This window comes from Mitsuaria chitosanitabida ATCC BAA-476 = NBRC 102408 (assembly GCF_001598255.1).
Taxonomy (GTDB): Bacteria; Pseudomonadota; Gammaproteobacteria; order Burkholderiales; family Burkholderiaceae_C; genus Roseateles; species Roseateles chitosanitabidus.
In genome coordinates, this window is record NZ_BCYP01000020.1 from 1 (window position 1) to 26,308 (window position 26,308).

General features: G+C 68.3%; 23 protein-coding genes. 6 read left to right on the forward strand and 17 right to left on the reverse strand.

What is annotated here, in order from left to right; all coding sequences use genetic code 11:
• Nucleotides 1-203: 203 nt before the first annotated feature.
• The 9 genes from MCHT01_RS13475 to recA all read right to left on the reverse strand — a co-directional run bounded on the left by MCHT01_RS13475 (nucleotide 204) and on the right by recA (nucleotide 8,988).
• Nucleotides 204-983 carry a 3',5'-cyclic-nucleotide phosphodiesterase gene (locus MCHT01_RS13475; protein ID WP_067065870.1) on the reverse strand — a complete coding sequence of 260 codons (780 nt, stop codon included), beginning with the start codon at nucleotides 981-983 and terminating at the stop codon, nucleotides 204-206.
• A 230-nt stretch (nucleotides 984-1,213) separates the two neighbouring features.
• Nucleotides 1,214-1,870 carry an FHA domain-containing protein gene (locus MCHT01_RS13480; protein WP_067065871.1) on the reverse strand — a complete coding sequence of 219 codons (657 nt, stop codon included), beginning with the start codon at nucleotides 1,868-1,870 and terminating at the stop codon, nucleotides 1,214-1,216.
• A 40-nt stretch (nucleotides 1,871-1,910) separates the two neighbouring features.
• A complete protein-coding gene (locus tag MCHT01_RS13485; RefSeq protein ID WP_067065872.1) occupies nucleotides 1,911-2,705 on the reverse strand; it encodes a Stp1/IreP family PP2C-type Ser/Thr phosphatase in 795 nt (264 codons plus the stop codon).
• A complete protein-coding gene (locus MCHT01_RS13490; RefSeq protein ID WP_067065873.1) occupies nucleotides 2,702-3,772 on the reverse strand; it encodes a serine/threonine-protein kinase in 1,071 nt (356 codons plus the stop codon). Before MCHT01_RS13490 ends, MCHT01_RS13485 begins: the two co-directional genes overlap by 4 nt.
• Before the next feature lie 18 nt (nucleotides 3,773-3,790).
• Nucleotides 3,791-4,522: a TerC family protein gene (locus MCHT01_RS13495; protein WP_067065874.1), complete on the reverse strand. Its 732-nt coding sequence runs from the start codon at nucleotides 4,520-4,522 to the stop codon at nucleotides 3,791-3,793.
• A gap of 186 nt (nucleotides 4,523-4,708) precedes the next feature.
• Entirely contained in the window at nucleotides 4,709-5,602 is an 894-nt protein-coding gene (gene sucD / locus MCHT01_RS13500; RefSeq protein ID WP_067065875.1) for a succinate--CoA ligase subunit alpha, read from the reverse strand.
• 29 nt (nucleotides 5,603-5,631) lie between these two features.
• Nucleotides 5,632-6,792 carry an ADP-forming succinate--CoA ligase subunit beta gene (gene sucC / locus MCHT01_RS13505; protein WP_067065876.1) on the reverse strand — a complete coding sequence of 387 codons (1,161 nt, stop codon included), beginning with the start codon at nucleotides 6,790-6,792 and terminating at the stop codon, nucleotides 5,632-5,634.
• A 447-nt stretch (nucleotides 6,793-7,239) separates the two neighbouring features.
• Nucleotides 7,240-7,926: a regulatory protein RecX gene (locus MCHT01_RS13510; protein ID WP_067065877.1), complete on the reverse strand. Its 687-nt coding sequence runs from the start codon at nucleotides 7,924-7,926 to the stop codon at nucleotides 7,240-7,242.
• A 15-nt stretch (nucleotides 7,927-7,941) separates the two neighbouring features.
• Nucleotides 7,942-8,988: a recombinase RecA gene (gene recA, locus MCHT01_RS13515; protein WP_067065878.1), complete on the reverse strand. Its 1,047-nt coding sequence runs from the start codon at nucleotides 8,986-8,988 to the stop codon at nucleotides 7,942-7,944.
• 315 nt (nucleotides 8,989-9,303) lie between these two features.
• On the opposite strand from recA, the gene MCHT01_RS13520 reads away from it, so the two are divergent.
• A complete protein-coding gene (locus MCHT01_RS13520) occupies nucleotides 9,304-9,975 on the forward strand; it encodes a response regulator (RefSeq protein ID WP_067065879.1) in 672 nt (223 codons plus the stop codon).
• 41 nt (nucleotides 9,976-10,016) lie between these two features.
• Entirely contained in the window at nucleotides 10,017-11,522 is a 1,506-nt protein-coding gene (locus MCHT01_RS13525; RefSeq protein WP_067065880.1) for a sensor histidine kinase, read from the forward strand.
• 35 nt (nucleotides 11,523-11,557) lie between these two features.
• Here the strand turns inward: MCHT01_RS13525 and rodA are convergent, their stop codons facing one another.
• Genes rodA through MCHT01_RS13550 form a run of 5 tightly spaced genes read right to left on the reverse strand, consistent with a single transcriptional unit; the run spans nucleotide 11,558 to nucleotide 17,543 of the window.
• The gene (gene rodA, locus MCHT01_RS13530) at nucleotides 11,558-12,712 is read right to left on the reverse strand and encodes a rod shape-determining protein RodA (protein ID WP_067065881.1); all 1,155 of its coding nucleotides are present in this window, start codon (nucleotides 12,710-12,712) and stop codon (nucleotides 11,558-11,560) included.
• On the reverse strand, nucleotides 12,709-14,943 hold the full coding sequence (mrdA, locus tag MCHT01_RS13535; protein WP_084452587.1) for a penicillin-binding protein 2: 2,235 nt from the start codon (nucleotides 14,941-14,943) through the stop codon (nucleotides 12,709-12,711). The genes rodA and mrdA overlap by 4 nt, the downstream gene beginning before the upstream one ends.
• Nucleotides 14,944-14,956: 13 nt before the next feature.
• Nucleotides 14,957-15,478: a rod shape-determining protein MreD gene (gene mreD, locus MCHT01_RS13540; RefSeq protein WP_067065882.1), complete on the reverse strand. Its 522-nt coding sequence runs from the start codon at nucleotides 15,476-15,478 to the stop codon at nucleotides 14,957-14,959.
• The gene (gene mreC / locus MCHT01_RS13545; protein WP_084452589.1) at nucleotides 15,475-16,446 is read right to left on the reverse strand and encodes a rod shape-determining protein MreC; all 972 of its coding nucleotides are present in this window, start codon (nucleotides 16,444-16,446) and stop codon (nucleotides 15,475-15,477) included. The genes mreD and mreC overlap by 4 nt, the downstream gene beginning before the upstream one ends.
• Nucleotides 16,447-16,499: 53 nt before the next feature.
• On the reverse strand, nucleotides 16,500-17,543 hold the full coding sequence (locus MCHT01_RS13550) for a rod shape-determining protein (protein WP_067065883.1): 1,044 nt from the start codon (nucleotides 17,541-17,543) through the stop codon (nucleotides 16,500-16,502).
• A gap of 355 nt (nucleotides 17,544-17,898) precedes the next feature.
• Here MCHT01_RS13550 and gatC point away from each other — a divergent pair, with 355 nt between their 5' ends.
• The 3 genes from gatC to gatB are packed head-to-tail and all read left to right on the forward strand — an operon-like array spanning nucleotide 17,899 to nucleotide 21,145.
• A complete protein-coding gene (gene gatC / locus MCHT01_RS13555) occupies nucleotides 17,899-18,198 on the forward strand; it encodes an Asp-tRNA(Asn)/Glu-tRNA(Gln) amidotransferase subunit GatC (RefSeq protein ID WP_067065884.1) in 300 nt (99 codons plus the stop codon).
• A complete protein-coding gene (gene gatA, locus MCHT01_RS13560; RefSeq protein WP_067065885.1) occupies nucleotides 18,195-19,685 on the forward strand; it encodes an Asp-tRNA(Asn)/Glu-tRNA(Gln) amidotransferase subunit GatA in 1,491 nt (496 codons plus the stop codon). Before gatC ends, gatA begins: the two co-directional genes overlap by 4 nt.
• A 5-nt stretch (nucleotides 19,686-19,690) precedes the next feature.
• Nucleotides 19,691-21,145 (forward strand): Asp-tRNA(Asn)/Glu-tRNA(Gln) amidotransferase subunit GatB, encoded by a 1,455-nt coding sequence (gene gatB, locus MCHT01_RS13565; protein ID WP_067065974.1) that lies wholly within the window; start codon nucleotides 19,691-19,693, stop codon nucleotides 21,143-21,145.
• Nucleotides 21,146-21,287: 142 nt separating this feature from the next.
• On the opposite strand, the gene MCHT01_RS13570 is transcribed toward gatB, so the two are convergent.
• Both MCHT01_RS13570 and pyrE read right to left on the reverse strand, forming a co-directional pair.
• The gene (locus MCHT01_RS13570) at nucleotides 21,288-22,007 is read right to left on the reverse strand and encodes a hypothetical protein (protein ID WP_245643285.1); all 720 of its coding nucleotides are present in this window, start codon (nucleotides 22,005-22,007) and stop codon (nucleotides 21,288-21,290) included.
• Entirely contained in the window at nucleotides 22,007-22,684 is a 678-nt protein-coding gene (gene pyrE, locus MCHT01_RS13575; protein WP_067065887.1) for an orotate phosphoribosyltransferase, read from the reverse strand. The genes MCHT01_RS13570 and pyrE overlap by 1 nt, the downstream gene beginning before the upstream one ends.
• A gap of 139 nt (nucleotides 22,685-22,823) precedes the next feature.
• On the opposite strand from pyrE, the gene MCHT01_RS13580 reads away from it, so the two are divergent.
• Nucleotides 22,824-23,798, forward strand: a complete 975-nt coding sequence (locus tag MCHT01_RS13580) for a hypothetical protein (protein WP_067065888.1) — start codon at nucleotides 22,824-22,826, stop codon at nucleotides 23,796-23,798.
• Nucleotides 23,799-23,936: 138 nt separating this feature from the next.
• On the opposite strand, the gene MCHT01_RS13585 is transcribed toward MCHT01_RS13580, so the two are convergent.
• Entirely contained in the window at nucleotides 23,937-26,204 is a 2,268-nt protein-coding gene (locus MCHT01_RS13585; RefSeq protein ID WP_067065889.1) for a TonB-dependent receptor, read from the reverse strand.
• Nucleotides 26,205-26,308: the final 104 nt, after the last annotated feature.

The window sequence follows — 26,308 nt, forward strand, 5'->3', positions numbered from 1 at the left end:
CGCGCTTCATGGGGAACTCCTGAGAAGGAAAGTTGTTGGGGTAGAGACCTCCCATTTGAATGCAGGCCCCATGCCAACGCGATTCATTCTCGGATCCGTGACGGAGCGCACGCCCTGTCGAGATCCGCCCAACTTCAAGTGACGCTTTTTGTCAGTCCGACCTGCCGCGCTTTGTCAGGCGTGACGATCGCTGCAAAGTTTTGTCAGGCCAGGGTGAACTCTTGGAAGTTCTCGAGCGCCGACACGCGATGGTCGCCGCGCAGGCCGGCCACCGCATCCATCACCGCGGCACGCTCGCCGGGTTTGATGTGGGTGATGTGGACGTCGATCGAGCCCTCGAGCTTGGCCAGCTCCTGGCCCAGCGTGGTCGGGCACAGGTGCTGGCTGATGCCGGCGAGCTCGCATTCGTCGTCGCCGAAAGCGCATTCGATGATCAGGTGGGCCAGCTTCAACTGGCTCAGTCGCGCCCACAACGCTGGGTTCGGGCCGGTGTCACCGGTGAAGACCCAATGACCGACCGCGCCGCCATCCACCGCGAATCCCACCGCGGGTACGGTGTGCGCGGCGCTCAGGACCTCGATCTCGCGGCCGCCCAGGTTCAGGCGCTCGCCGACAGCGAAGGGATGGAAGCTCAGGGCCGGGCGCTCGGCCGTCGGCAGCCGGGTGAAGTCGGGCCAGATCACCCCGTTGAAGATGTGCTGGCGCAAGGCCTGCAGCGTCTCCGGGAGCGCGTGGACCTGCACCGCGGGGCGTCCGGCCTGGGCGCGGCGGCGCTGCACGGTGTCGGCCAGCAGGCCGATCGACAGCACATGATCCAGATGGGAATGGGTGACCAGGATGTGGTCGACCTTGGCCATGGCCTCGACGCTCAATTCGGCCACGCCGCTGCCCGCGTCGATGAGCACATCGTCGTCGAGCAGGAACGAGGTGGTTCTGTAGCCGGCCGCCATGGCGCCGGCGCAACCGAGCACGCGAATCTTCATGGGGGCACTGTAGAAGACCCGCCGCCCGCTGCTAAGCGCCGATTCCGCGTTCCGGGGACTTATTGCCGTCACTTACGTGACGCCCCGGCGATGCCGTGAAAACATGCACGCGCGTAGGCGATCGCCTGACAAGCCGGATGCATCTCGATACAGGCTTCGGAGCCGACGCGCCGGCTTCGGCGCAGCAAAAAGGGGCCTCACGGCCCCTTCTCATCGATGCGTCGCGACGCTCAGACCTGGACGAACTGCATCTGCGTGCCGGCCAGCTCGATCACGTCGCCGTTCTTCAGCGGGACCGATTCGGCCGTCAACGGCGCACCGTTGACCACCGGACGGGCGCCGCCCTCGACGTGCGCGAACACGTAGCCGCTCGGACGCTTGGTGATCGACGCGACCTGCACGCCCGGCTTGCCGACGGTCGTCACGACCTTGGTCAGCGTCACCTCGCGACCCGCGGCCGGGCCGTTCAGCACCTTGATCGCCGCCGGCGTCGTCGACACCGGGGCCGGGCCCAGGCCGCCGAACGAGCTGGGGAGACCGAAGCCGCTGCTCGGAGCCGTGCCCGGGCGCAGGATCATCGTCTTCTCGTAGTCGGCGTTGTCCTCGACCAGGAACTTGATCTTGTACTTGCCGACCTCGATCACATCGCTGTGCGCCAGCAGCTGCTTCTTGATCGCCTTGCCGTTGATGTACGTGCCATTGGTCGAGTTCAGATCCTCGATGAACACGTCCGCGCCGACCATCTGCAACACCGCGTGCTCGCCGCTCACGGCGAGGTTGTCGATGACGATGTCGTTGTACGGCCGGCGGCCGAGCGTGGTCTTGTCCTTGGTGATCTGCACTTCCTTGATCACCACGCCGTCGAGCGACACCACCAGCTTGCCCATGCTTGACCTCGAGTCCTGTCTTTATTTATCGAGGACGACCTCAGCGCCGTCCATTGTTACGACTGAATGGCCACCACGCCCATGGCTTGGTGCGACTTTCCGCGCGAACCAGAACGATCGCAATATTATCCTTGCCGCCCATGTCATTGGCCGCATCCACGAGCGCCTGCGCCGCTTCGGGCAGATCACTGTGGCTTTGCAACACCTGTGCCACGCTCGCGTCATCGACCATGTCGGACAGACCGTCGCTGCACAGCAGGATCTGGTCGCCGGGCAGCAGCTCGTGCTGATGGACTTCCAGCATCACCGTGTCCTCCACGCCGACGGCGCGGGTCACCAGGTTCTTGTTGCTGGAGAACACCGCCTCCTCGGGCGTCAGCAGACCGGCGTCGATCTGCTCCTGGAGCAAGGAATGGTCCCGGGTCAGCTGCACCAGCTGACCGTCGCGCAGCCGGTAGGCGCGTGAGTCGCCGACGTGCCCCATCAGCAGGCTGTTCTCGCGGAAGACCGCCAGCACCAGCGTCGTGCCCATGCCGGCGTAGCGCGGATTCGTGTTGGCGGCATTGAAGATGGCGCGGTTCGCGTTGTCCACGCAGATGTCCATCGCGCGACGCACGTCGATGTCGGTCGCGTGCTGGCCGGCTTCCGACAGCCAGCGCCCCAGCTCCGACTTGATGAAGGTCGTCAGCATCTGGCTGGCAACCTCGCCCGCGTTGTAGCCCCCCATGCCGTCCGCCAGGACCGCCAGTCCCACGCCGGGCTCAAGGGCCACCGAGTCTTCATTGTTGTCGCGCACGCGGCCGGTGTCGGTGGCGCTGAAGAACTCCAGGGTCATGTGTTGCGGGTCGGGTCGGCTGGGGGAAGGGGATTGTGCACTGCGCCCTGGGACTGTAGCCGTAAAGTTTGCTCGAATGCCTGTCCCGCCGGTGGGGGGGGTGTGGCGCCGGTGCTATTGGCCAATTCGGTGGGCAGGTGCGCCAGGATCGACTCCAGATCCTGCGACAGCACGTCCCCGCGCTGATAGCGCAGCTCGGGCCGCTTCTCGAGCGCCAGCGCGATCACCAGGGCCAGCGACTCGGGCAGCTCGGGCCGCAGCTGCCGGATGTCGGGCGCCGGATGGATGGCGATCTGTTGCATCAGTTTCGCCATGGAATCCGATTGGTGCGGAAGGTTCCCGGTCAGCAGCTGGAACAGCATCGCGCCCAGCGAGTACAGGTCGCTGCGTCCATCGACCTGCAGACCGGCCAGTTGCTCCGGCGACATGTAGGACGGGGTGCCCAGCACCAGGCCGGTCCGCGTCCGGCTGCCGTCGGCGACGCGGGCGATGCCGAAGTCCATGATCTTCACGCTGCCCGAGGCGCGCTCAAGCATCACATTGGCGGGCTTGATGTCGCGATGGACGACGCCGTGGCTGTGGGCGTAATGGAGGGCCCGGGCGAGCCGGGCGCCGAGCAGCAGCACCTCGCGCAAGGGCAGCAGTTGCCCGGGACGCGTGTGATGGCTGAGATCCTGGCCGACGACGTACTCCATCGCGATCCAGGTGTCGCCGGCGCTCTCGCCGGCGTCGAGCACCCGCAGGATGTCGGGGTGCTCGAGGTGCCGCGCCGCGCTGGCCTCACGCATGAAGCGGTCGCGCACGTCGACCAGGTCTTCAGGGGAGAACTCGCGTTGCAGCGCCAGCCGCTTGATCGCGACGGTGGCACCGCTGCGGCGGTCCACCGCCAGGTTGACCACCGCCATCGCGCCGCGGCCGATCTCGTCGCCCAGCACGTAATCGTCGAGCGGCGTGCCCGCCATGCGCGGCATCGGTTGCGTGGTCGGCAGGGTGCTGGACGCCCCCGTGCCGTCGCGGTCGGACGCGCCTCGTCCCAGCAATCGCTTGATGAAACCGGAGGCGCTCATGACATGGTCGGCCTTTCGTCAGGCGGCGGACGGGCGACGCGCGGCCAGCGTCTTGCCCACGATGAGGACGAACAGCGCGCCGATCACGCCCAGCGCGTAATAGACCTGCGGCAGGACTTCGGTCGTGCCGGCCTTGTCGCCCGGCTGCGTCGGCACCCAGGCGTTCAGCGCGGGGTCGGTGACCAGCATCGTGCCGGCGATCCAGCCCAGCAGCATCGCGCCCAGCGTGATCACGACGGGGAACTTGTCCATCAGCTTGATCACGAGCTGGCTGCCCCAGACGATGATGGGGATCGACACCAGCAGGCCGAAGATCACCAGCGGCATCTGATGCGCGCCGCCCGCGCCTTCGGCAGCGCCGGCGATGGCGATCACGTTGTCCAGGCTCATCACGAAGTCGGCGACGATGACCGTCTTGACGGCGCCCCAAAGCTTGTCGCTGGCTTCCATCTTCGAGTGATCGTCGTCATCCTCGGGCATCAGCAGCTTGATGCCGATCCACAGCAGCAGACCGCCGCCGACCAGCTTGAGGAAGGGCAGCTTGAGCAGCGTCAGGGCGAAGAAGATCAGCACGACGCGCAGCACGATCGCGCCCGCGGTGCCCCACAGGATCCCGCGAGTACGCAGGTTGGGCGGCAGCTTGCGGCAAGCGAGCGCGATGACGACGGCGTTGTCCCCGCCGAGCAGGATGTCGATCAGGATGATCTGGCCGACGGCGAGCCAGAACTCGGGGCTGGTGAGCATGTCCATGGATGGGAACCCGCCAGGCGCTTCGCACGGCGAAGGCCCAGTCTAAAGCGTTGGAGGGGGAAATGAAGGAAGGGGCCGCGGGGGCCCCTTCCTTCGGTGGCACGGATCAATTGTCCGCGCCGGTCCCCCGGAACCCGCGTGCGTGGAATTACGCACCAGCGGGTACCCGCAGGTTTTTCCTGTGGCTTACAGCAGGCCCTTGAGCAGGCGACCCATCTCGGACGGGTTGCGCGTCACGGTGAAGCCGCACTCTTCCATGATGGCGAGCTTGGCGTCGGCGGTGTCGGCACCACCCGAGATCAGCGCGCCGGCGTGGCCCATGCGCTTTCCGGGAGGGGCGGTGACGCCGGCGATGAAGCCGACGACCGGCTTCTTCATGTTGGCCTTGCACCAGCGAGCGGCTTCGGCCTCGTCCGGGCCGCCGATCTCGCCGATCATGATCACGGCGTCGGTGTCCGGATCGTCGTTGAAGGCCTTCATCACGTCGATGTGCTTCAGACCGTTGATCGGGTCGCCGCCGATGCCCACGGCCGACGATTGGCCCAGACCGATTTCGGTCAGCTGAGCGACCGCTTCATAGGTCAGCGTGCCGGAGCGCGAGACCACGCCGATGCGGCCCTTGCGGTGGATGTGGCCGGGCATGATGCCGATCTTGATCTCGTCGGGCGTGATCAGGCCGGGGCAGTTCGGGCCCAGCAGCAGCGTCTTCTTGCCGCCGGCCAGTTCCTTGGCCTTCATCTTGTTGCGCACTTCCAGCATGTCGCGGACGGGGATGCCTTCCGTGATGCAGATCGCCAGGTCCAGGTCGGCTTCAACGGCTTCCCAGATCGCGGCGGCGGCGCCGGCGGGCGGCACGTAGATCACCGACACGGTCGCGCCGGTCTGCGCGGCGGCTTCCTTGACGGTGCCGTAGATGGGGATGTCCGAGAACTTCTCGCCCGCCTTCTTCGGGTTCACGCCGGCGACGAAGGCGTTCTTGCCGTTCGCGTAGGCCTGGCAGCCCAGGGTGTGGAACTGACCGGTCTTGCCCGTGATGCCCTGGGTGATGACCTTCGTGTCCTTGTTGATGTAAATGCTCATGTCGTATTCCTTGGCGCTGGGGCGGCTGTTTACTTGACGGCGGCGACGATCTTGGTCGCGGCTTCGGCCATGGTGTCGGCGGCGATGATGGGCAGGCCGGACTCGGCCAGCATCTTCTTGCCCAGCTCTTCGTTCGTGCCCTTCATGCGCACGACCAGCGGCACGTTCAGGTTGACGGCCTTGCAGGCGGTGATGACGCCTTCGGCGATGGTGTCGCACTTCATGATGCCGCCGAAGATGTTCACGAGGATGCCCTTCACCTCGGGGTTCTTCAGCATGATCTTGAAGGCTTCGGTGACCTTCTCGGCCGTGGCGCCGCCGCCGACGTCCAGGAAGTTGGCCGGCTCGCCGCCGAACAGCTTGATGGTGTCCATCGTGGCCATGGCCAGACCGGCGCCGTTCACCAGGCAGCCGATGTTGCCGTCCAGCGAGATGTAGGCCAGGTCGAACTTCGAGGCTTCGACTTCCGCCGGATCCTCTTCGTCCAGGTCGCGGTAGGCGACGATTTCCGGGTGGCGGAACAGGGCGTTGGCGTCGAAGTTGAACTTGGCGTCCAGGGCGATCAGGTTGCCCTTGGAGTCGCAGTTCAGCGGGTTGATCTCGACCAGCGACGCGTCCGTGTCCATGTAGCACTTGTACAGCTTGGCGAACAGGTCGACGGCCTGGTCCACCGAAGCGCCGGTCAGACCGATGGCCGCGGCGATCTTCTTCGATTGCTCGGTCGTGATGCCGGTCAGCGGATCGATGTACTCGGTGATGATCTTCTCGGGGGTCGAGTGCGCGACCTCTTCGATGTCCATGCCGCCTTCGCTCGACGCGATGAAGGCCACCTTCTGGGTGCCGCGGTCGGTCACCAGCGAGACGTACAGCTCGTTCTTGATGTCCGCGCCTTCTTCGATGTACAGGCGGCGGACCTTCTGGCCTTCCGGACCGGTCTGGTGCGTGACCAGCTGCATGCCCAGGATCTGCTCGGACAGCGCCTTCACGTCGTCCAGGCTCTTGCCCAGCTTGACGCCGCCGCCCTTGCCGCGACCACCGGCGTGGATCTGCGCCTTGACCACCCAGACCGGGCCGCCCAGCTTCTGCGCGGCTTCAACCGCTTCTTGCACCGTGAACGCGGGAATGCCGCGCGGCACCGGCACGCCGAACTGGCGCAGGATTTCCTTGCCCTGGTACTCGTGAATCTTCATAGGGAGGTCTCGCTTGATGGGTGAATCAGGAAGAGGACGCCGACGCCACGGTCGTTCCGCGAAGCCGGCGTGGAGATGAGGTTCGCATGGCCGGACTCAGCCTTCCCGCCGCGACGGACGCCCCGTCCTCGCGGCCATAGGACCGCGCGTCGACGGTGCGACGAGGATGCGGCGGATGGCGCTCGGGGGAAGCGGTGGAAGACATAAAAACCGATGCAAACACGCAAAAACAGGCCCGCGGACAGGCGTCAGCGGGCAGGTTTGCGAAGCCGAAAATGTAGCATGCTGCGTTGCATCAAGCCCTTGCGGCGGTTGCGGCGCGCACCGGCGAGGGTCGTCAGACGCCAGCAAGGTGCTTATGGCGCACGGAATTTCAGGCGATTTCACCCTGGGCGACTTGATCGGTATCGGTACCGTCCCCAGCAGGGTTATCGCCGCGGGATCTGGTCAATCCGACGATCCAGACGCATCGGCGGCGTCGGGCAGGCCAGCGTCCTCCTCGGCCACGCGCCGCAGAGCGCGTCGCACGACGTCGGAGCCAAAACCCCGCCCGATCAGGAAACGCATCCGCTTGGCTTCCGCCGACGCATCCGGCGCCCGGCCCGGACCGAACTTGCGGCGCAGCATGTCGCTGGCGCGGTCGAGCTCCCCTGCGGACAGCGTCGCCCGCTGATCCGGATCGAGCGCCAGCCCATGTTGCGCGAGCTCCTGCTCGATGCGCCGCTGCCCAAATCGCTGCGAGCGCACGTGGATGCGGGATTCGACGAAGCGTGATTCGTCCAGGTAGCCGCTGGCCTTGAGCCAGACCAGGACCTCCTCGACTTCCTCGTCGAGGGGCGGCGCGTCAGCCGCGTCGTCGACACCCTCCTCGAAGGAGGCATCGATCGCGCCGTCGTCGCCTTCCGCGACGCCTCGGCGGCCGGCCAGAGGCCTTGCGCCTCCGAAAGCCTCGACGGCCTCATCCGCGGCCGCCTCGGCGGCACGCTCAGCCGCGCGGCGGTCGCGCGCGATGCGCAGCAACTTTCGTCGCAACTCCATCGCGCTGTGCTCGCGCTGCGCGAGCAGCGCCACCGCCCGCGCCTTCAGCGACAGCGGCTGCGAGGTCCGGCCTCGCCGGCCGCTGGGCGGGGTCATGACCTGACCCTGTGTTTACTCGTCGGCCGCACCGGGCGCGGCGCCCAGCAGCGGGATGCCCAGCGAGTCGCGGATCTTGTTCTCGATCTCGACCGCCAGATCCGGGTTCTCGCGCAGGAACTCGCGGGCGTTGTCCTTGCCCTGGCCGATCTTCTCGCCGGAGTAGGCGTACCAGGCGCCCGACTTGTCGACGATCTTGGCGGTCACGCCCATGTCGATGATCTCGCCCTCGCGGCTGATGCCTTCGCCGTAGAGGATGTCGAACTCCGCCGTCTTGAACGGGGGCGCGACCTTGTTCTTGACCACCTTGACCTTGGTCTCGGAGCCGATGACCTCTTCGCCCTTCTTGATCGAGCCGATGCGGCGGATGTCCAGACGCACGGAGGCGTAGAACTTCAGCGCGTTGCCGCCGGTGGTCGTCTCGGGCGAGCCGAACATCACGCCGATCTTCATCCGGATCTGGTTGATGAAGATGACCGTGCAGTTGGTCTTCTTGATGGTGGCGGTCAGCTTGCGCAGCGCCTGGCTCATCAGGCGGGCCTGCAGGCCGGGCAGCGCATCGCCCATCTCGCCTTCGAGTTCCGCCTTGGGGGTCAGCGCGGCGACCGAGTCGATGATGATCAGGTCGACGGAACCCGAGCGCACCAGCGAGTCGACGATCTCCAGCGCCTGTTCACCGGTGTCGGGCTGGCTGATCAGCAGCTCCTGCAGGTTGACGCCCAGCTTCTGCGCGTACTGGACATCCAGCGCATGCTCGGCGTCGATGAAGGCGCACACGCCGTCCAGCTTCTGCATCTGGGCGATGACCTGCAGCGTCAGCGTGGTCTTGCCCGAGGATTCCGGGCCGTAGATCTCGATCACGCGGCCGCGCGGCAGGCCGCCGACGCCCAGCGCGATGTCCAGGCCCAGGGAGCCGGTCGAGACGACCTGGATGTCCTCGATCTTCTCGCCTTCGGCCAGCCGCATGATCGAGCCCTTGCCGAACTGCTTTTCGATCTGGGCGAGGGCGGCCTGCAGGGCCTTGGCTTTTTCGGTGTTGGCGTTCTTCACGGGGGCGTCCATGCAAGCTTCTCCTGTTGGGCTGCGGCGGATTATGGCCGAATCTGTATATCTGTACAGTACTTTTCAAACCGCCGGGCCGGCTGTGGCGCCTGCCACGACGATCGATGAGGTCATCTTAGGCAGCTGGTGGCTCACTGGATGAGCCAGTCCGCGCGATTCCCCCTTCTTTCCGACCTCCGGGGGAAATGCCCCATGCCAAGCTGTCGCGGGCCTGACCCGGCCCCCTTCCGGGCGGCCGGGCCACGGCTCGGAAACGCCTAGGGAAGCGGCGGGGTGCGCTTCATAGAATGTCTCCATAACCAGAGGGGACGACACATGCGCATCCTGATCGCCGAAGACGACCAAGTCCTGGCCGACGGCCTGTTGCGCTCGCTGCGCGCGTCGGGCTGCGCGGTCGATCAGGTCAGCAGCGGCAGCGAGGCCGACGCCGCGCTCGCCTCGCACGAGTTCGACCTGCTGATCCTGGACCTGGGCCTGCCCAAGCTGCATGGGCTGGAAGTGCTGCGGCGGCTGCGCGCGCGCGGCTCGGCCGTGCCGGTGCTGATCCTGACCGCCGCGGACAGCATCGAGGAACGCGTCAAGGGCTTGGACCTGGGCGCCGACGACTACATGGCCAAGCCCTTCTCGCTGCAGGAGCTCGAGGCCCGCGTGCGAGCGCTGACGCGCCGCGGCCTGGGCACCGCCTCCAGCGTGATCCGCCACGGCCCGCTGACCTTCGACGCCACCGGCCGCGTCGCCTACATCAACGAGCAGATGATCGAGCTCTCCGCGCGCGAGCTCTCGCTGCTGGAAGTGCTGCTGCAGCGCGCCGGGCGGCTGGTCAGCAAGGACCAGCTCGTGGAGCGCCTGTGCGAATGGGGCGAGGAAGTCAGCAACAACGCGATCGAGGTCTACATCCACCGCCTGCGCAAGAAGATCGAGCAGGGGCCGATCCGCATCGCCACGGTGCGCGGGCTGGGTTACTGCCTCGAGAAGATTCCCGGCTGAACCCATGCCCGGGGCAGGCGGCATGACTCCCGACGCGCGGCATGGCGGCTGAATCGTCCAGCCATCGCTCGCTGTTCGGGGAGATCCTGGACTGGATGCTGGCGCCGCTGCTGGTGATCTGGCCGATCAGCGTCGCGCTGACCTGGCTGGTCGCGCAGGGCATCGCCAACAAGCCCTACGACCGCGAACTCGGCGAGATGGCGCGCACGCTGGGCCTGCAGGTGGCGACCGAGCCCGCGCCCGGCGACGCCACGGCGCGCAAGGGGCGCTCGCGCTACGCGCTGGCGCCGGAGGCGGCCGCGCTGCTGCGGGCGGACGAGTCCGACACCGTCTACTACCAGGTGCTGGGCCTGCGTGGCGAGCTGCTCAGCGGCGACGCGCAGCTGCCGGTGCCCGAGGCCGAGCCGCCCATCGTCCCGTGGGAGGTCAACAAGCGCTTCGACGAGATCAACAACGAGGCGGTGCGGGTGGCCTACCTGTGGGTCGTGCCCGAGGGCCAGGCCGGCAGCGACAGGATGATGCTGGTGCAGGTGGCGGAGACGCTGGGCAAGCGCTCGCGGCTGACCAACGAGATCATCAAGGGCGTGATCCTGCCGCAGTTCGTGATCCTGCCGCTGGCGGTGCTGCTGGTGTGGCTGGCGCTGGCGCGCGGCATCGCGCCCCTGAACGATCTGCAGCGGCGCATCCGCTCGCGCGACAGCTCCGACCTCAGCCCCATCGACGAGCAGCGCATTCCCGAGGAAGTCGCGCCCCTGGTGCGCGCGATCAACGATCTGCTGGAGCGGCTGGACCAGTCCATCCGCTCGCAGAAGCACTTCCTGGCCGATGCGGCGCATCAGCTCAAGACGCCGCTGGCGGGGCTGCGCACGCAGGCCGAGCTCGCGCAGCGCGAGATCGACGAGGGCCGCAGTTCCCCGGCGGAGCTGCGGCGCTCGCTCAAGCACATCGCGCTGTCGAGCCAGCGCGCGGCGCACATGGTGAATCAACTGCTCGCCATGGCCCGCGCCGAGGATCAGGAGCACGCCGCGCGTCGCAGCGAGGTGAACCTCGCGGTGCTGGCGATCGAGACGGTGCGCGACTTCGTGCCGCGGGCGATGGAGAAGCGGCTGGACCTCGGCTACGAAGGCCCGGAAGCGAGCCAGGCCAGCCTGCGCATCAGCGGCCATCCGCTGCTGATCCGGGAGCTGATCCGCAACCTCGTCGACAACGCGCTGCTGTACACGCCCGGAGGCGGGACGATCACGGTGCGGGTGGTCGAGGACCCGTTCGGCCAGGTCTGCGTGCTGCAGGTCGAGGACTCGGGGCCCGGCATCGCCGAATCCGAGCGCGACAAGGTGTTCCAGCCCTTCTATCGCGCGCTGGGCACGAACGTCGACGGCTCGGGACTGGGCCTGGCGATCGTGCGCGAGATCGTGCAGCAGCACGAGGCCGAGATCGCCGTCGACGACACCCGCCCACGCCGGCAGGCGGAAGCTGAGGGCGTCGGCCCGGGCGCGCGCTTCACGGTGAGATTCGCGGCGCATCCGTTGCCGAACGCGGCGCACTGAGCCCGCCGGGGATCGCTTCCGACGGAGCCGCCTGATCAGCGCTGCGTCCCGCCCCGGCTCTTCGCGATCGACATCAGCATCCCGAGCGAGAGGCCCAGCGTGACCATCGCGGTGCCCCCATAGGAGATGAACGGCAGCGGCACGCCCACCACGGGCAGGATGCCTGTCACCATCCCCATGTTCACGAACACGTAGGTGAAGAAGCTCAGCGTGATCGCCCCCGCGAGCAGGCGCGAGAACATGGTCGGCGCCTCGTGCGCGATCGCCAGTCCGCGCAGGATCAGCGCGGTGAATCCGACCAGCAGCCCCAGCGCCCCGATCAGGCCGAACTCCTCGCCGTAGGCGGCGAAGATGAAGTCGGTGGTGCGCTCGGGGATGAACTCCAGGTGGGTCTGCGTGCCCTTCATGAAGCCCTTGCCGGTCACGCCGCCCGAGCCGATCGCGATCTCGCCCTGGATGATGTGGAAGCCCTTGCCCAGCGGATCCTTGGTCGGATCCAGCAGCGTGCAGACGCGGTCCTTCTGGTACTCCTTGAGCACCACCCACTTCACGTCGGGCTGGCAGATCTGGTCCTCGCTCATGACCAGCGCGGTGACGCCCGCGGCCGCCAGCACCAGCGCCGGGATGATCAGCTTCCACGACAGCCCGGCGAAGAAGATCACGTACAGGCCCGCGCCCAGCACCAGCAGCGAGGTGCCCAGGTCGGGCTGCTTCGCGATCATGCCGACGGGAATCGCCAGCAGCACGAAGGCCGCGATGAAGTCGGGCAGGCGCAGCTGGCCCTCGCGCTTCTGGAACCACCAGGCCAGCATCAGCGGCATGCCGATCTTGAGCAGCTCCGAGGGCTGGATCTGCGTGCCCACGTAGAGCCAGCGCGTCGAGCCCTTCTTGGTGATGCCGAACAGCGCCACCGCGACCAGCAACGCGACGCCGGCCGTGTAGAGCGGCAAGGCCAGCTGCATCAGCCGCTGCGGCGGCACCTGCGCGGTCACGAACAGCACGCCCAGCGCCAGCACCATGTTCCGCGCGTGATCGACGAAGCGCGTGCCGTGGTCGTAGCCGGCCGAGTACATGCACATCAGGCCCAGACCCATCAGCCAGAACACGGCCAGCAGCAGGGGAATGTCGAAGCCCTCGAACAGCGGCTTCAGGCGCTGCAGCAGGCTGGGTTTGCTGAAGGCGGCGCTCATCGTGAGGCTCCCCGGTGGGCCGGCGCGGCGCCGGAAGCGGGCGGGACGGAACGGCGCGCCGCGGACGACGCCCCCGACGTGGTCGAGGCCGACGGCACCGCCGGCGCGACGGGCGCGGGGGCCCGCGTCGGCGGGACCGGCGTACCGGTCGACGAACGGGTTGGCGCGCTCGCGCCGGCCAGGGGCGGGCGCATGGCCGTCAATCCGGCGGCGGAGGCGGCGACCGTGGGCATGGACGCGGCCGCGACCGGGGACGAGGCGGCGGCGGCAGGATCGCTGGCCGCGGCGCCCGGCAGCGGCACGTCCTCGACGCGGCGCGGCGTGCCGATGGGCGCGCCGCTCTCGCCGACCTGGGTCTTGGCGATGTCTTCCTCGCTCGGGTACTGGCCGGAGAGGACGTAATCGAAGACGCGGCGCGCGATCGGCGCCGCCGAGCCGGAACCGAAGCCCGCGTTCTCCACGATCAGCGCGACCGCGATGGTCGGCGCCTGGTAGGGCGCGAAGGAGATGTACAGCGAGTGGTCGCGCTTGCGTTCGTCGGCCTTGATGCTGCTGTAGGTCTGGCCCGCGCGCAGGCCGACCGCCTGGGCCGTGCCGGTCTTGCCGGCGCTCTGGTACTGCGCGCCGGCGAAGACCACGCGCGAGGTCCCCTCCAGCGTCACGTCGTGCATCGCGTTGCGGATCACGTCGACATCATTGGGGCGCAGGGCGAGCGGCTCCAGCGCGTCGCTCGCGGTGCGGCGTTGCGTGTGCTTGACCACGTCCTCGATCTCGCGCACCAGGCGCGGCCGGTAACGCTGGCCGCCGGAGGACAGCGTCGACACCGCCGTCGCCAGCTGCAGCATGGTGAAGCTGTTCTGGCCCTGGCCGATGCCCAGCGAGATGGTCTCGCCGGGATACCACTTCTGGTCCTGGGGGCGCTTGCCGTTGCGGCGCTTCCATTCGGTGCTGGGCAGCAGGCCGGTGACTTCGCCCTGCAGGTCGATCTCGGTCTTTCGGCCGAAGCCGAAGGGCTCCAGCTGGTCGTGGATCAGGTCCACGCCCATCTCGTTGGCCAGCGAATAGAAGTAGACGTTGGACGAGGTGACGATGGCCAGGCGCATGTCCTTGGGACCCGCCCGGTCGCCGGTCGCGCTGCCGAAGACACGGCCGCCGAAGCTGTAGGTCAGGTTGTCCTGGATCACCACGTTGGCGGCGCGCTTGCCGGTGTTCAGCGCCGCCATCGCCATGTAGGGCTTGAAGGTCGAGCCCGGCGGATAGGTGCCGCGCAGCGCGCGGTTCAGCAGCGGCTTGTCGATGTTCTCGTTCAGGTCGCGCCAGCTGTCGGCGTCGATGCCGTCGACGAAGAGGTTGGGGTCGAAGCTCGGCTTGGAGACGAAGGCCAGCACCTCGCCATTGCGCGGATCGATCGCCACCAGCGCGCCGCGACGCTCGCCGAAGAGCCGCTCCACCAGCGCCTGCAGCTTGATGTCGATGGACAGGTGCAGCGTGTTGCCCGGTGTCGGCGGACGGCTGCGCAGGCGGCGCACCGCGCGGCCGCCCGCGCTGGTCTCCATCTCCTCGAAGCCGGTCTGGCCGTGGAGCTCGCGCTCGTAGGCCTGCTCCAGGCCCAGCTTGCCGATGTACTCGGTGCCGCGGTAGTTGGCGACGTCCTCCTCGGACCAGTCGTCCATCGCCTTCTTCTCGGCCTGGTTGATGCGCCCGATGTAGCCCAGCAGATGGGCGCCGACGTCGCCCAGCGGATAGCTGCGGAACAGCCGCGCCTTGATGTCCACGCCCGGGAAGCGGAAGCGCTGCGCCGCGAAGCGCGCGACCTCGGTGTCGGTCAGCTTGGTGCGGATGGGGAGCGACTCGAAGTTCTTGCTCTCCTCCATCAGACGCTTGAAGCGGCGGCGGTCGCGCTGCTGGATCTCGATGACCGCGGACAGCTGATCGATGGTGCGCTCCAGGTCCGGCACCTTCGACGGGGTGATCTCGAGCGTGTAGGCCGAGTAGTTGCTCGCCAGCACCACGCCGTTGCGGTCCACGATCAGGCCGCGGTTGGGCACGATGGGGACGACGGAGACGCGGTTGGTCTCGGCGCGCTCGAGCAGCGCGTCGTGCTGCGCGATCTGCAGGAAGCTCAGGCGCGCGACCAGCAGGCCGAAGCAGAACAGCACGAAGGCCGCGGCGACGACCAGTCGCAGGCGGAAGCGCGCCAGCTCCTGGTGCAGGTTCTTCAGAACCGTCATGTCGGGCCGGACCTCAGAGCGGACGATGCGCGTCGGGATCCGGCGCGCGGCGCTGCGGCGCGAGCAGCAGCGCGGCGGTGATCGGCCACAGCGCGGCCTGCAGCAGCGGCGCCAGCACCAGACCCCAGCCCGGCCACATGCCGCCGACGACCAGCCGCACGATCACGGCGATCGCCTGCGCCAGCACGAACAGCGGCAGCACGTGCAGCGCCTGCGCGCCCAGCGAGAACCACAGCAGCCGGCGATGCAGCGCCACGGCGCCGAACGCCAGCAGGCTGTAGGACAACGCGTGCTGGCCCAGCAGCGCGCCGTGGTGGACGTCGATCATCAGACCGAAGACGAAGGCCCAGCCCACGCCGACACGGCGCGGTTGGTGCACGTTCCAGAACACCAGGATCAGCGCGAGCACGTCCGGCATCCAGGGCTGGCGGCCCACCGGGACCATGTCGATCAACAGACCGACGACCAGGCTGAAGGCGATGAAGAGGGGGTTGGCCGGCAGCAGGAGCTGGCTGGCGCCGCGCGGCATGATCATCGCGTGCCTCCCTTCGGGCCGGACGCGGCGCGGCCGCGCGCGGGCCGGGAAGCGGCGGCGGCCTCGGCCGCGGTGGCGGCGCTGGCCGCTTCCTGCGCGGCTTCCATGCGCGCGGCTTCCTGGCCTTCCAGCGGTTCGAGCACCAGCACGTGGCGGGCGCTGTCGGGCTGCGCGACCGGCGACAGGCCGACGCGGGCGAAGCTGGTGTCGCCGCGGCGCTCGACCTCGGCCACCTTGGCCACGGGCAGGCCCGGCGGGTACAGGCCGTCCAGGCCGGAGGTCGCGAGCGCGTCGCCGGGCTTGATGTCGGCGTTGGCGGCGATGAAGCGCAGCTCCATCACGCCGCGCTCGCCGCCATAGGCGACGCCGCGTTGCTGGGTGCGGGTGTTGAGCACGGGAATGGTGGCGTCGCGGTCGGTCAACAGGGTGACCTCCGACGACAGCGGATAGACACGCGTGACCTGGCCCAGCACGCCGGCGTCGTTGACGACCGGCGCGCCCAGACGGACGCCGCGATGGCTGCCGCGATCGATCACGATGCGGCGGGAGAAGGGATCGGGCGCCTCGTAGAGCACCTCGGCGGCCAGGCCCTTCACGGGCAGCGCCTCGCGCAGGTCGAGCAGGGCGCGCAGACGCGTGTTCTCGGCCTGCAGCTGCGCCGCGCGGCTCAGGATCACCGCTTGCGAGGCGAGCTGCTGGCGGGCCTGGTTCTCGGCCTCGGTGGCCTTCTCCATGCCGCGGGCGTAGTCGCCGGCCTGGTCCCAGGCGTCGACGGGCGCGAGCAGCGCGCGCTGCAGCGGATGCAGCGCCAGGGCGAGGCCGGCGCGGGCCGGTGCGGTGATCTGGAAGCGGGCGTCCGCGACCATGAGGAACACCGCCAGCGCCGCGCAGAAGGCCAGCTTCGTCAGCGCGGACGGGCCTTCACGAAACAGCGGTGGCGGGTTTCTATCGAGGGTGCCGAGAGGCATGAAGATCTCAGCAGAGGAGATTCAACGCAAAGCGGCCCGAAGGCCGCATCGATTTACTCGTTCGTGAAGATCGATCCGAGGCGTTCCATGCGTTCCAGGGCCATGCCGCAGCCACGCACGACGCAGGTCAGCGGATCTTCCGCGACCAGCACCGGCAGGCCGGTTTCCTCGGCCAGCAGCCGATCCAGATCGCGCAGCAGCGCGCCGCCGCCGGTCAGCATCATGCCGCGCTCGGCGATGTCGGCGCCCAGCTCGGGCGGGGTCTGTTCCAGCGCGTTCTTCACGGCCGAGACGATCTGGTTCAGCGGGTCGGTGAGCGCTTCCAGGATCTCGTTGCTCGAGATCGTGAAGCTGCGCGGCACGCCTTCGCTCAGGTTGCGGCCCTTGACTTCCATCTCCTTGACCTCGGAGCCGGGGAAGGCCGAGCCGATGTTCTTCTTGATGGATTCCGCGGTGGGCTCGCCGATCAACATGCCGTAGTTGCGGCGGATGTAGTTGATGATGGCCTCGTCGAACTTGTCGCCGCCGACGCGGACCGAGCCCTTGTAGACCATGCCGCCCAGCGAGATCACGCCGACTTCCGTCGTGCCGCCGCCGATGTCGATGACCATCGAGCCCGAGGCTTCGGACACCGGGAGGCCCGCGCCGATCGCGGCGGCCATCGGTTCCTCGATCAGATAGACCTCGGAGGCGCCGGCGCCCAGGGCGGCGTCACGGATGGCGCGCTTCTCGACCTGCGTGGAGCCGCAGGGGACGCAGATGATGATGCGGGGAGACGGACGCAGCAGCTTGGTGTCGTGCACCATCTTGATGAACTGCTTGATCATCTGCTCCGTCACCACGAAGTCGGCGATCACGCCGTCCTTCATCGGGCGGATCGCCTCGATGTTGCCGGGCACCTTGCCCAGCATGGCCTTGGCCTCGTGGCCGACGGCCTGGATGGTCTTCTTGCCGTTGGGGCCGCCTTCATGGCGGATGGCGACGACGGAGGGTTCATCCAGCACGACGCCCTTGCCGCGGACATAGATCAGCGTGTTGGCGGTGCCCAGGTCGATGGCGAGGTCGGTGGAGAAGTAGCGGCGCAGAGAGGCGAGCATGGGTGTTGGAGGCCAGGACAAAAAGCTTCGGCACCTGTGCCACCTCATGCGTCGCCGAAGCAAGCGCGACCGACATCAATCGGCGGCATTCAGCGGCATCAGGCGGCTTCGTCTGCGTTCTGTCCGGGCGGCTGCGATTCGAGGGCTTGCGACGGGTAACCGCGCGGACCGGCGATGTCCGCGCGAGCGAGATTCCTTGCCATAAACGACGAGGCTGCAGAAGCAGCCCCGGCGCCATGGAGATAAGCGGGGATAATAACTGATCACCCCCAGGTTTGGCCCCTCGCCAAGCCGTTCTTCCGCGATTCATCGTGTGTCCGGAACGGTAGGCGCGCCCCTGCATCCAACGAAGCTTATGGCCCTCACCCACGACGACGTCCTCCGCATCGCCAAACTGTCCCGGCTGGAACTTTCCAGCGACGAGCAGGCCGCCCTGCTCCCGCAGCTCAACGGCTTCTTCTCGATCGTCGAGCAGATGAGCGCGGTCGACACCAGTGGCGTGGATCCGCTCTACACGCCTCTGTCGGCGGTGCAGGAAGTGGCCTTGCGCCTGCGCGAGGACCGCGTCACCGAGACCGACCAGCGCGACCTCAACCAACGCAGCGCCCCGTCCGTGCAGGACGGCCTGTTCCTCGTCCCGAAAGTGATCGAATGACTTCGCCCCTGCACACGCTCGGCGTGGCCGAGCTCGGCCGCGCGCTGCGCGACAAGACCGTCTCCAGCACCGAACTGACGCAACATCTGCTTTCGCGTGTTGCCGCGGCGAAGGATCTGGGGGCCTTCCTGCATGTCGACGAGGCCTACGCCCTGGCCCGCGCCCAGGAGGCCGACGCCCGCATCGCCCGTGGCGAGGCCGGCGCGCTGACCGGCGTCCCGCTCGCTCACAAGGACATCTTCGTCACCCGCGACATGCCGACCACGGCCGGCTCCAAGATGCTCGAGGGTTACATGAGCCCCTTCGACGCCACGGTGGTGGACCGGCTCAACGCCGCCGGCACCGTGTCGCTGGGCAAGCTCAACTGCGACGAGTTCGCGATGGGCTCGGCCAACGAGAACAGCGCCTACTTCAAGGCGCTGAACCCGTGGGACCGCACGCGCGTGCCGGGCGGCTCCTCGGGCGGCTCGGCCGTCGCGGTCGCGGCGGGTCTGGTCCCGGCGACCACCGGCACCGACACCGGCGGCTCGATCCGCCAACCGGCCAGCTTCACCGGCATCACCGGCATCAAGCCGACCTACGGCGTGTGCTCGCGCTACGGGATGATCGCCTTCGCGTCCAGCCTGGACCAGGCCGGCGTCTTCGCCCGCACGGCCGAGGACTGCGCGCTGCTGCTGTCCGCGATGAGCGGCTTCGACGAGCGCGACGCCACCAGCGTCCAGCAGCCCCCGCAGGACTTCAACGCCCAGATGCTGGCCACGCGCGAAGGCGCGAGCGCCGCGCAGCCGCTCAAGGGGCTGCGCATCGGCCTGCCCAAGGAGTTCTTCCCCGCCGCGCTGTCCGCCGACGTGAACGGCGCCGTGCGCGCGGGTCTGGCGGAGCTGGAGAAGCTGGGCGCGACCCTGGTCGACGTCTCGCTGCCCCGCACCGAGCTGGCGATCCCGGTCTACTACATCATTGCCCCGGCCGAGGCGAGCTCCAACCTCTCGCGCTTCGACGGCGTGAAGTTCGGGCACCGCGCCAAGGACTACGGCAACCTGCTCGACATGTACGAGAAGACCCGCGCCGAAGGCTTCGGCGCCGAGGTCAAGCGCCGGATCATGATCGGCAGCTACGTGCTCTCGCACGGCTACTACGACGCGTATTACCTGCAGGCGCAGAAGCTGCGCCGCATGATCGCGGACGATTTCCAGCAAGCGTTCCAGCACTGCGACCTGATCGCCGGCCCGGTGGCGCCGACGGTCGCGTGGAAGCAGGGCGAGGGCGCGGACGATCCGGTCAAGGCCTACCTGGCCGACATCTTCACGCTCCCAGGGTCCCTGGCCGGCCTGCCCGGCATGAGCGTGCCGGTGGGCCCGGGCGAGGGCGGCATGCCGGTGGGCCTGCAGCTGCTGGGCAACTATTTCAAGGAAGGCACGCTGCTGCACGCCGCGCACGCGCTGCAGCAGGCCACGGACTGGCATCGCCAGCGTCCGGCGGGGGTGTGAACGTCATGAGCAAGAACAGCAAACTGGTGCGGGGCTACGAGGTCGTCATCGGCCTGGAGAACCACGTCCAACTCTCGACCGCCTCGAAGATCTTCAGCGGCTCCTCGACCGCCTTCGGCGCCGAACCCAACACGCAGGCCAGCGCGGTGGACCTGGCGCTGCCGGGCACGCTGCCGGTGCTCAACCGCGGCGCCGTCGAGCGCGCGATCCGCTTCGGCCTGTCGGTCGGCGCCAAGGTCGCCCCGCTGTCCATCTTCGCGCGCAAGAACTACTTCTATCCCGACCTGCCCAAGGGCTACCAGATCAGCCAGTACGAGATCCCGGTCGTGCAGGGCGGCCAGATCGAGTTCTTCGTCGGCGACGAGAAGAAGGTCGTCAAGCTGACCCGCGCCCACCTGGAAGAGGACGCCGGCAAGAGCCTGCACGAGGACTATCACGGCCAGTCGGGCATCGACCTGAACCGCGCCGGCACGCCGCTGCTGGAGATCGTCTCCGAGCCCGAAATGCGCTCCGGCGCCGAGGCCGTGGAGTACGCCAAGACGCTGCACGCGCTGGTGATGTGGCTGGGCATCTGCGACGGCAACATGCAGGAAGGCTCCTTCCGCTGCGACGTCAACGTCTCGGTGCGCAAGCCTGGTGAGCCCTTCGGCACGCGCCGCGAGATCAAGAACCTCAACAGCTTCCGCTACCTGGTCGACGCGGTGAACTACGAGGTGAACTGGCAGATCGACCAGATCGAGGACGGTCTGGAGATCCAGCAGGCGACGGTGCTCTACAACCCGGACACGGGCGAGACGCGCTCGATGCGGACCAAGGAGGACGCGGCCGATTACCGCTACTTCCCGGATCCGGACCTGCCGCCGCTGATGATCTCGGCCGACTGGGTCGAGCGCGTGCGCGGCGAGATGCCCGAGCTGCCGACCGTGATGGCCACTCGCTTCCAGGAGGCCGACGGCCTGCCCGCGTATGACGCGACGATGATGACCCAGTCGCTGGCGATGGCGCGCTTCTACGAGGCCGCGCGCGCGCTGTGCGGCGCGCCGAAGCTGGTCGCCAACTGGCTGATGGGCGAGGTCTCGCGCCGACTCAACAGCGAGGAACGCGGCATCGAGTCCGCCCCGGTGACCCCGGCGCTGCTGGCCACGCTGATCCAGCGCATCCAGGACGGCTCGATCAACAACAACTCGGCCAAGCAGGTGTTCGAGGCGCTGTGGACCGGCGAGGGCAGCGATGTCGACGCGATCATCGCGGCCAAGGACCTGAAGCAGTCCAACGACACCGGCGAGATCGAGCGCATCCTCGACGAGGTGCTGGCGGCCAACGCCAAGTCGGTCGAGGAGTTCCGCGCCGGCAAGGAGAAGGCCTTCAACGCGCTGGTCGGTCAGGCGATGAAGGCGGCCAAGGGCAAGGCCAATCCGGCCACCGTCAACGAGCTGCTGAAGAAGAAGCTCGGCGCCTGATCGCGCGAGGGGCCGTCGTCACGGCGCCTCGCCTGAAAAGCAGAACGCGGGTGGAGCGATCCACCCGCGTTTTCATTTGATGCCGACGATGGGGCCCCGATCGCGGGACCGAACGACCGCTCAGCCGACGCTCAGCGATCTCTCACCGGCCGCTGGCGGGCGGCTGCGGCCGCTCCAGCGTGCCCGGCGCGGCGCCGGCCCACAGGCGCCGCAGGCGTGCCAGGTCCTCGTCGTAGAGCTTGTTCACGCGGACGATCTCGGCCTTCTGGTTCTCGATCGACTGCTGCTGCGCGTCGGCCGCGGCCTCGTTGGTCTCGAGCTGGTGCTGCAGCTTCACCGGCAGCCGCTTGCCCTTGTAGAACTCGGCCTCGTCCAGCATCGGCTTGCGCTCGGCCGCGAGTTCCTTGAGCCGCTTCTCCGACTGCTCCATCGCCTGACGGATGTCGTCCAGCGCCGACTCGCGGGCGCGCTTGTGCGCCGACTCGTCGGGGAAGCGCTGCACCAGGTTGCGGTCGCGCCGGATGGCGTCCTGCTGGATGGCGCGCTGCAGCTCCTCGGCGCGGCGCCGCTGGTCGGCGGCGGCCTGCTCCTCGGGCGACATCGACGGCGGCACCATCTTGCGCACCGAACCGTCGGAGTTCAGCAGCCGCTGCTCGCGTTGCTGGCACTCGGGGATGGGACGGTCGGACGTGAGCTTGCGCCCGTCCGGCGAGGTGCAGGTGTAGATGCCGGAGGACGATTGCTGCGCCTTGGCCTGCGCGAAGGAGGCCGACGGCGCGAGCCACGCCGACAGGACACCGGCCAGGCTCATCGCGAGCACGGCCGGGCGGGACAGCAGACGTCGAGAAGCGGAGGGGCGCATCAGACTCCGTAGCGATCGCGGTAGGCGTGGACGGCGGCCGCATGGGCGGCCACCGAGGCACTGCTGGTGGTCTGCAGGTACTGCAGCAGGTCGGACAGACCCGCGATCGCGACCACCGGCAGTTTCAACTGGTCACGCACGTACTGTACTGCCGACCAGGGCAGATCCTGGCCGTTCTCGGCCGCCTTCTCCTGGCGGTCCAGCGCGATGGTCACGCCGCAGGGCGTGGCGCCGGCGGCCTGGATCATGGCGATGGACTCGCGCACCGAGGTGCCGGCCGAGATCACGTCGTCGATGATCAACACCCGGCCCTGCACCTTGGCGCCGACCAGCGTGCCGCCCTCGCCGTGGTCCTTGGCTTCCTTGCGGTTGTAGGCGAAGGGCTTGTTGTGGCCCAGGCGCGCCAGCTCGATGGCGACGGCCGCGGCCAGCGTGATGCCCTTGTAGGCGGGGCCGAAGATCATGTCGAACTCCAGGCCCGAGGCCAGCAGGCGCTGCGCGTAGAACTGCGCCAGGCGCCCCACCTTCAGGCCGTCGTCGAACAGGCCGGCATTGAAGAAATAGGGGCTGAGCCGGCCCGCCTTGGTCTTGAACTCACCGAAGCGCAGCACCCCCGCGTCGACGGCGAACTGGACGAATTCCTGGGCCAGGGCGTCCTGGGCGTGGGCGGTGGTCATGGGCGGGGCTCGACAGTGAAATTGGGCCGGGATTGTAGGACGCGGGGTGCCGCGCGAGGCGGCGTTCCCTCGTCGCGATGTCGCCGCAATCCGGTATGGTGCGGCCTCCACGACGCCGGATCCCGAGGAAGGAATCGACATGCAGGTGCCCGCCTACTGGGCCGAGGGCCGCGCCCACCATCGCGCCGGCGGGCGCCAGCGGACGATCCGCCGTTTCGGCTGGTCCGATCTCGACCCGGACGACGCGCAGCGTCACGCCGACGAACGCGCGGCCGAGGCGCTCGCCCGGGCGCTGGCGGGCGAGCAGGTGCCGCCGCGCGACCTGAAGACCGCCTACGGCGAGGAGGGCCTGCCGATCCGCGAGGAGATCCTGGCCCGCCACGGCGACTGCGTGGTCACGCGCAATGCCTACGGCGCGCATTGCCTGAACGCGCCGTCCGCGCTGTTCATCGACGTGGACGTGCCCGAGTCGACACTGCCCGCCCGCGTGTCCGGCGGCATCTTCCTCGCCGTGGTCGTGGGCCTGCAGCTGGCGATCTGGGGCCGCGGCCTGGGCTGGCACATCGGCGCGTTCCTGATCTCGCTGGTCCTGGCGGCCTACGTGCGCGCCAAGATCGACAGCCTCAACCGCAAGCACGACCCGACCCCGCGCCTGCGCACCCGCGAGCGCGTGGACGGTTTCCTGCGCACCCACGACGACTGGCGCGTGCGGCTCTACGAGACGCCCGCCGGCTACCGCTTGCTGGTCACGCACCGGCCCTTCGATCCCGCCGATCCCGAGGCGCAGGCCGCGATGGCCGTGCTGGGCGCGGATCCCCTGTATCGGCGGATCTCGCTGTCGCAGCGCTGCTTCCGTGCCCGGGTGACCGGCAAGCCCTGGCGCATGGGCATCGCCCGTCACATCGCGCCGCGGCCCGGCGTGTGGCCGATCAAGCCCGAGCGCCTGGCCGACCGCCGCGCCTGGACCGACGACTACGACCGCCGCGCCCAGGCCTTCGCCGCCTGCCGCTTCGTGAGCGAGTCGGGCCAGGCGGCCGAGCATCCCGAGGTCGCGCCGGTGCGGGCGCTGCACGACGAGCTCAGCCGCGCGCTGGGCGATCTGCCGATCGCCTGAACATCCCCCGCGCCCCGCCGGGGCCGGCGCCTGCCCTCGCGCGAGGCCAAGGAAAAAGGCCTGCCCCGTCGCCGGAGCAGGCCTTGCGCGCGACGGCCCGTGGGCCGCCGTTCCAGCAGCGGCTCTCGCCGCGGACGATCAGAAGATCGCCTTGAACTGGACGCCGTAGGTGCGCGGGTCGTTGATGAAGCCCGTCAGGTTGTTGAAGTCGATCGCGCCGGTGACGCGGATCTGGTTCGTGATGTTGCGGACGAAGCCGGCGACCTCGTACTTGCCGTTGTTCCACACGTAGCCCACGCGCAGGCCGCCTTCGGTCAGCGACTTGCCGGTGAACTCGGTCGACTGGTACAGGAAGAAGTTGACCTTCGAACGGTAGGCCCAGTCGGTGTAGATGTAGAACTCGTTGCCGGCCGGGGTCGGGATCGAGTAGCGCGCGGTCAGGTTGCCCACCCACTTCGGCGCGTTCGGCAGGCTGTTGCCGTCGATGCTGTAGTTGGTGGTCGAACCCGCGACCAGCGGATCCAGCATCGTGCAGCCGCCGCCGCAGGCGGGCAGCGACAGGCTGGCGTCGCGGATCTTGGTGTTGTTCAGGCTGCCGCCGACGGTGATCAGGAGTTGATCGACCGGCAGGATCTCCAGGTTCAGCTCGACGCCGTTGCCGGTGGCCTTCTTGGCGTTCAGCAGACGGTTGGCGTTGTTCTGGCCACCCACGGCGGTCAGCTGCAGGTCCTTGACGGTGTAGTCGAAGACGCTGGCCGACAGACGCGCGCGACGATCCCAGAAGTCCGACTTCACGCCGATCTCATAGGAGGTCACGTTTTCCGGCGAGGCCTGCGACTGGCCCGCGAAGCGCGACGCGCCCTGCACCGACGAGGCACGGAAGCCGGTCGCCACGCGGGCGTACACGTTCGTGTCCTTGGTCACCGCATAGGTGGTCGACACGTCCCAGTTCCACTTGGAATCGGAGGTGTGCGCCGTGGTGCCGGTGCTGGTGTTCAGGTCGGCGTAGCTGCTGGTGACGGCCACGTCCTTCTTGTCCTTCGTGAAGCGGATACCGCCACGCAGGCCCCAGTCCTTGGTCACCGCGTAGTTGACGGAGCCGAACGCCGCCCACGCGGTGTTCTTCTGGTACGTGTCGACGTAGCCGGCGGCCGCGCCGGTCGAGGTCGTGTAGTCGGTGCTGCGGGCGGTGTAGCGCTCGTCGAAGAGGTACAGGCCGCCTTGCCAGCGCAGCGGACCGGCCGTGGCGGACTCGACGCGGAACTCCTGCGTGATCTGGCGGTGGCCGGTCATCGAGCTGGAGGACTCGCTCGGGAAGCCGGCCAGGCCTTCCTGCAGGTAGGGGCGCTTCTGGCCATAGATGTAGCCGCCGTCCACGTCGCCGCGGCTGAACGGACGCACCGACTCGAAACCGGTGATCGAGTACAGGTTGATGTCGCCCAGGCCCCAGCGCAGACGGGCGCTGCCACCGGTGGCGTGCAGGCTCTGCTCGTTCACGCCGTCGGTGTAGGCCTTCTCGGGATCGAAGCCGTCGACCAGGTTGTTGGTGCCCGGCTTGATGATCGAGGCGCGGAACAGACGGGCGCTGCCCTTCAGGTCACGGCCGTGGAAGTTGAACAGGGCGCTGAAGTCCTTGTGCGGCTCGTACAGGGCCTGCACGCGCACGGCGCGGTCGTCGTAGCCCTCGAGGTTGCCGGTCTTGCCGGCCGGGACTTCGTTCTTGACCCAGTTGTCGCGGTGCTGGACCTGGGCCGAGATGCGCGCCGACCAGTCGCCGGTCAGCGGCACGTTGGCGGCGCCTTCGACATTCATCGTGCCGTAGGTGCCGTAGGAGATGTTGAAGTAGCCCTCCTGGCGATGCGACGGCTTCACCGAGTCGAACTTCACCACGCCGGCCGGCGTGTTGCGGCCGTACAGCGTGCCCTGCGGACCGGCCACGACTTCGATGGCGGCCAGGTCGAACGCGGGGAAGCCCTTCAGGATGGGGTTCTCCTGCACGACGTCGTCATAGACCAGCGACACCGGCTGCGAGGCGTTCAGGCGGAAGTCGGTGTTGCCGTAGCCGCGGATGTAGAAGCGGGGGAAGGCGCGGCCGAACGAGGATTCGATGTTCAGGCTGGGCACGCGGCCGGACAGGAAACGCACGTCCTGGCCGCTGGAGTTCAGCACGTCGAGCTTCTCGCCGGAGATCTTGGTGACCGCGTTCGGCACTTCCTTGATGTTCTCGACACGGCGCTCGGCGGTGATGGTCACCGTCTCCAGCTGGCCCTTGTCCTTGGCGGCGTCGGCGGCCGGCGCGGCGGCGTCCTGCGCGAAGGCGGGCCAGGCGAGCAGGGCCAGCGACACGGCCGCGGCGGCCTCGCGCAGCGCCGGACGGACGGCGCGCTGGGTGGCGAATCGATTCATGGATGGAACTCCGGGGGGGTAGATGGAAACCGGGGGGCCGGCTTCGACACGGCGGGGCAAAAGCGCGAAACGGGTGGAAACGGCCGGTTCGAAGATGGCAAAAA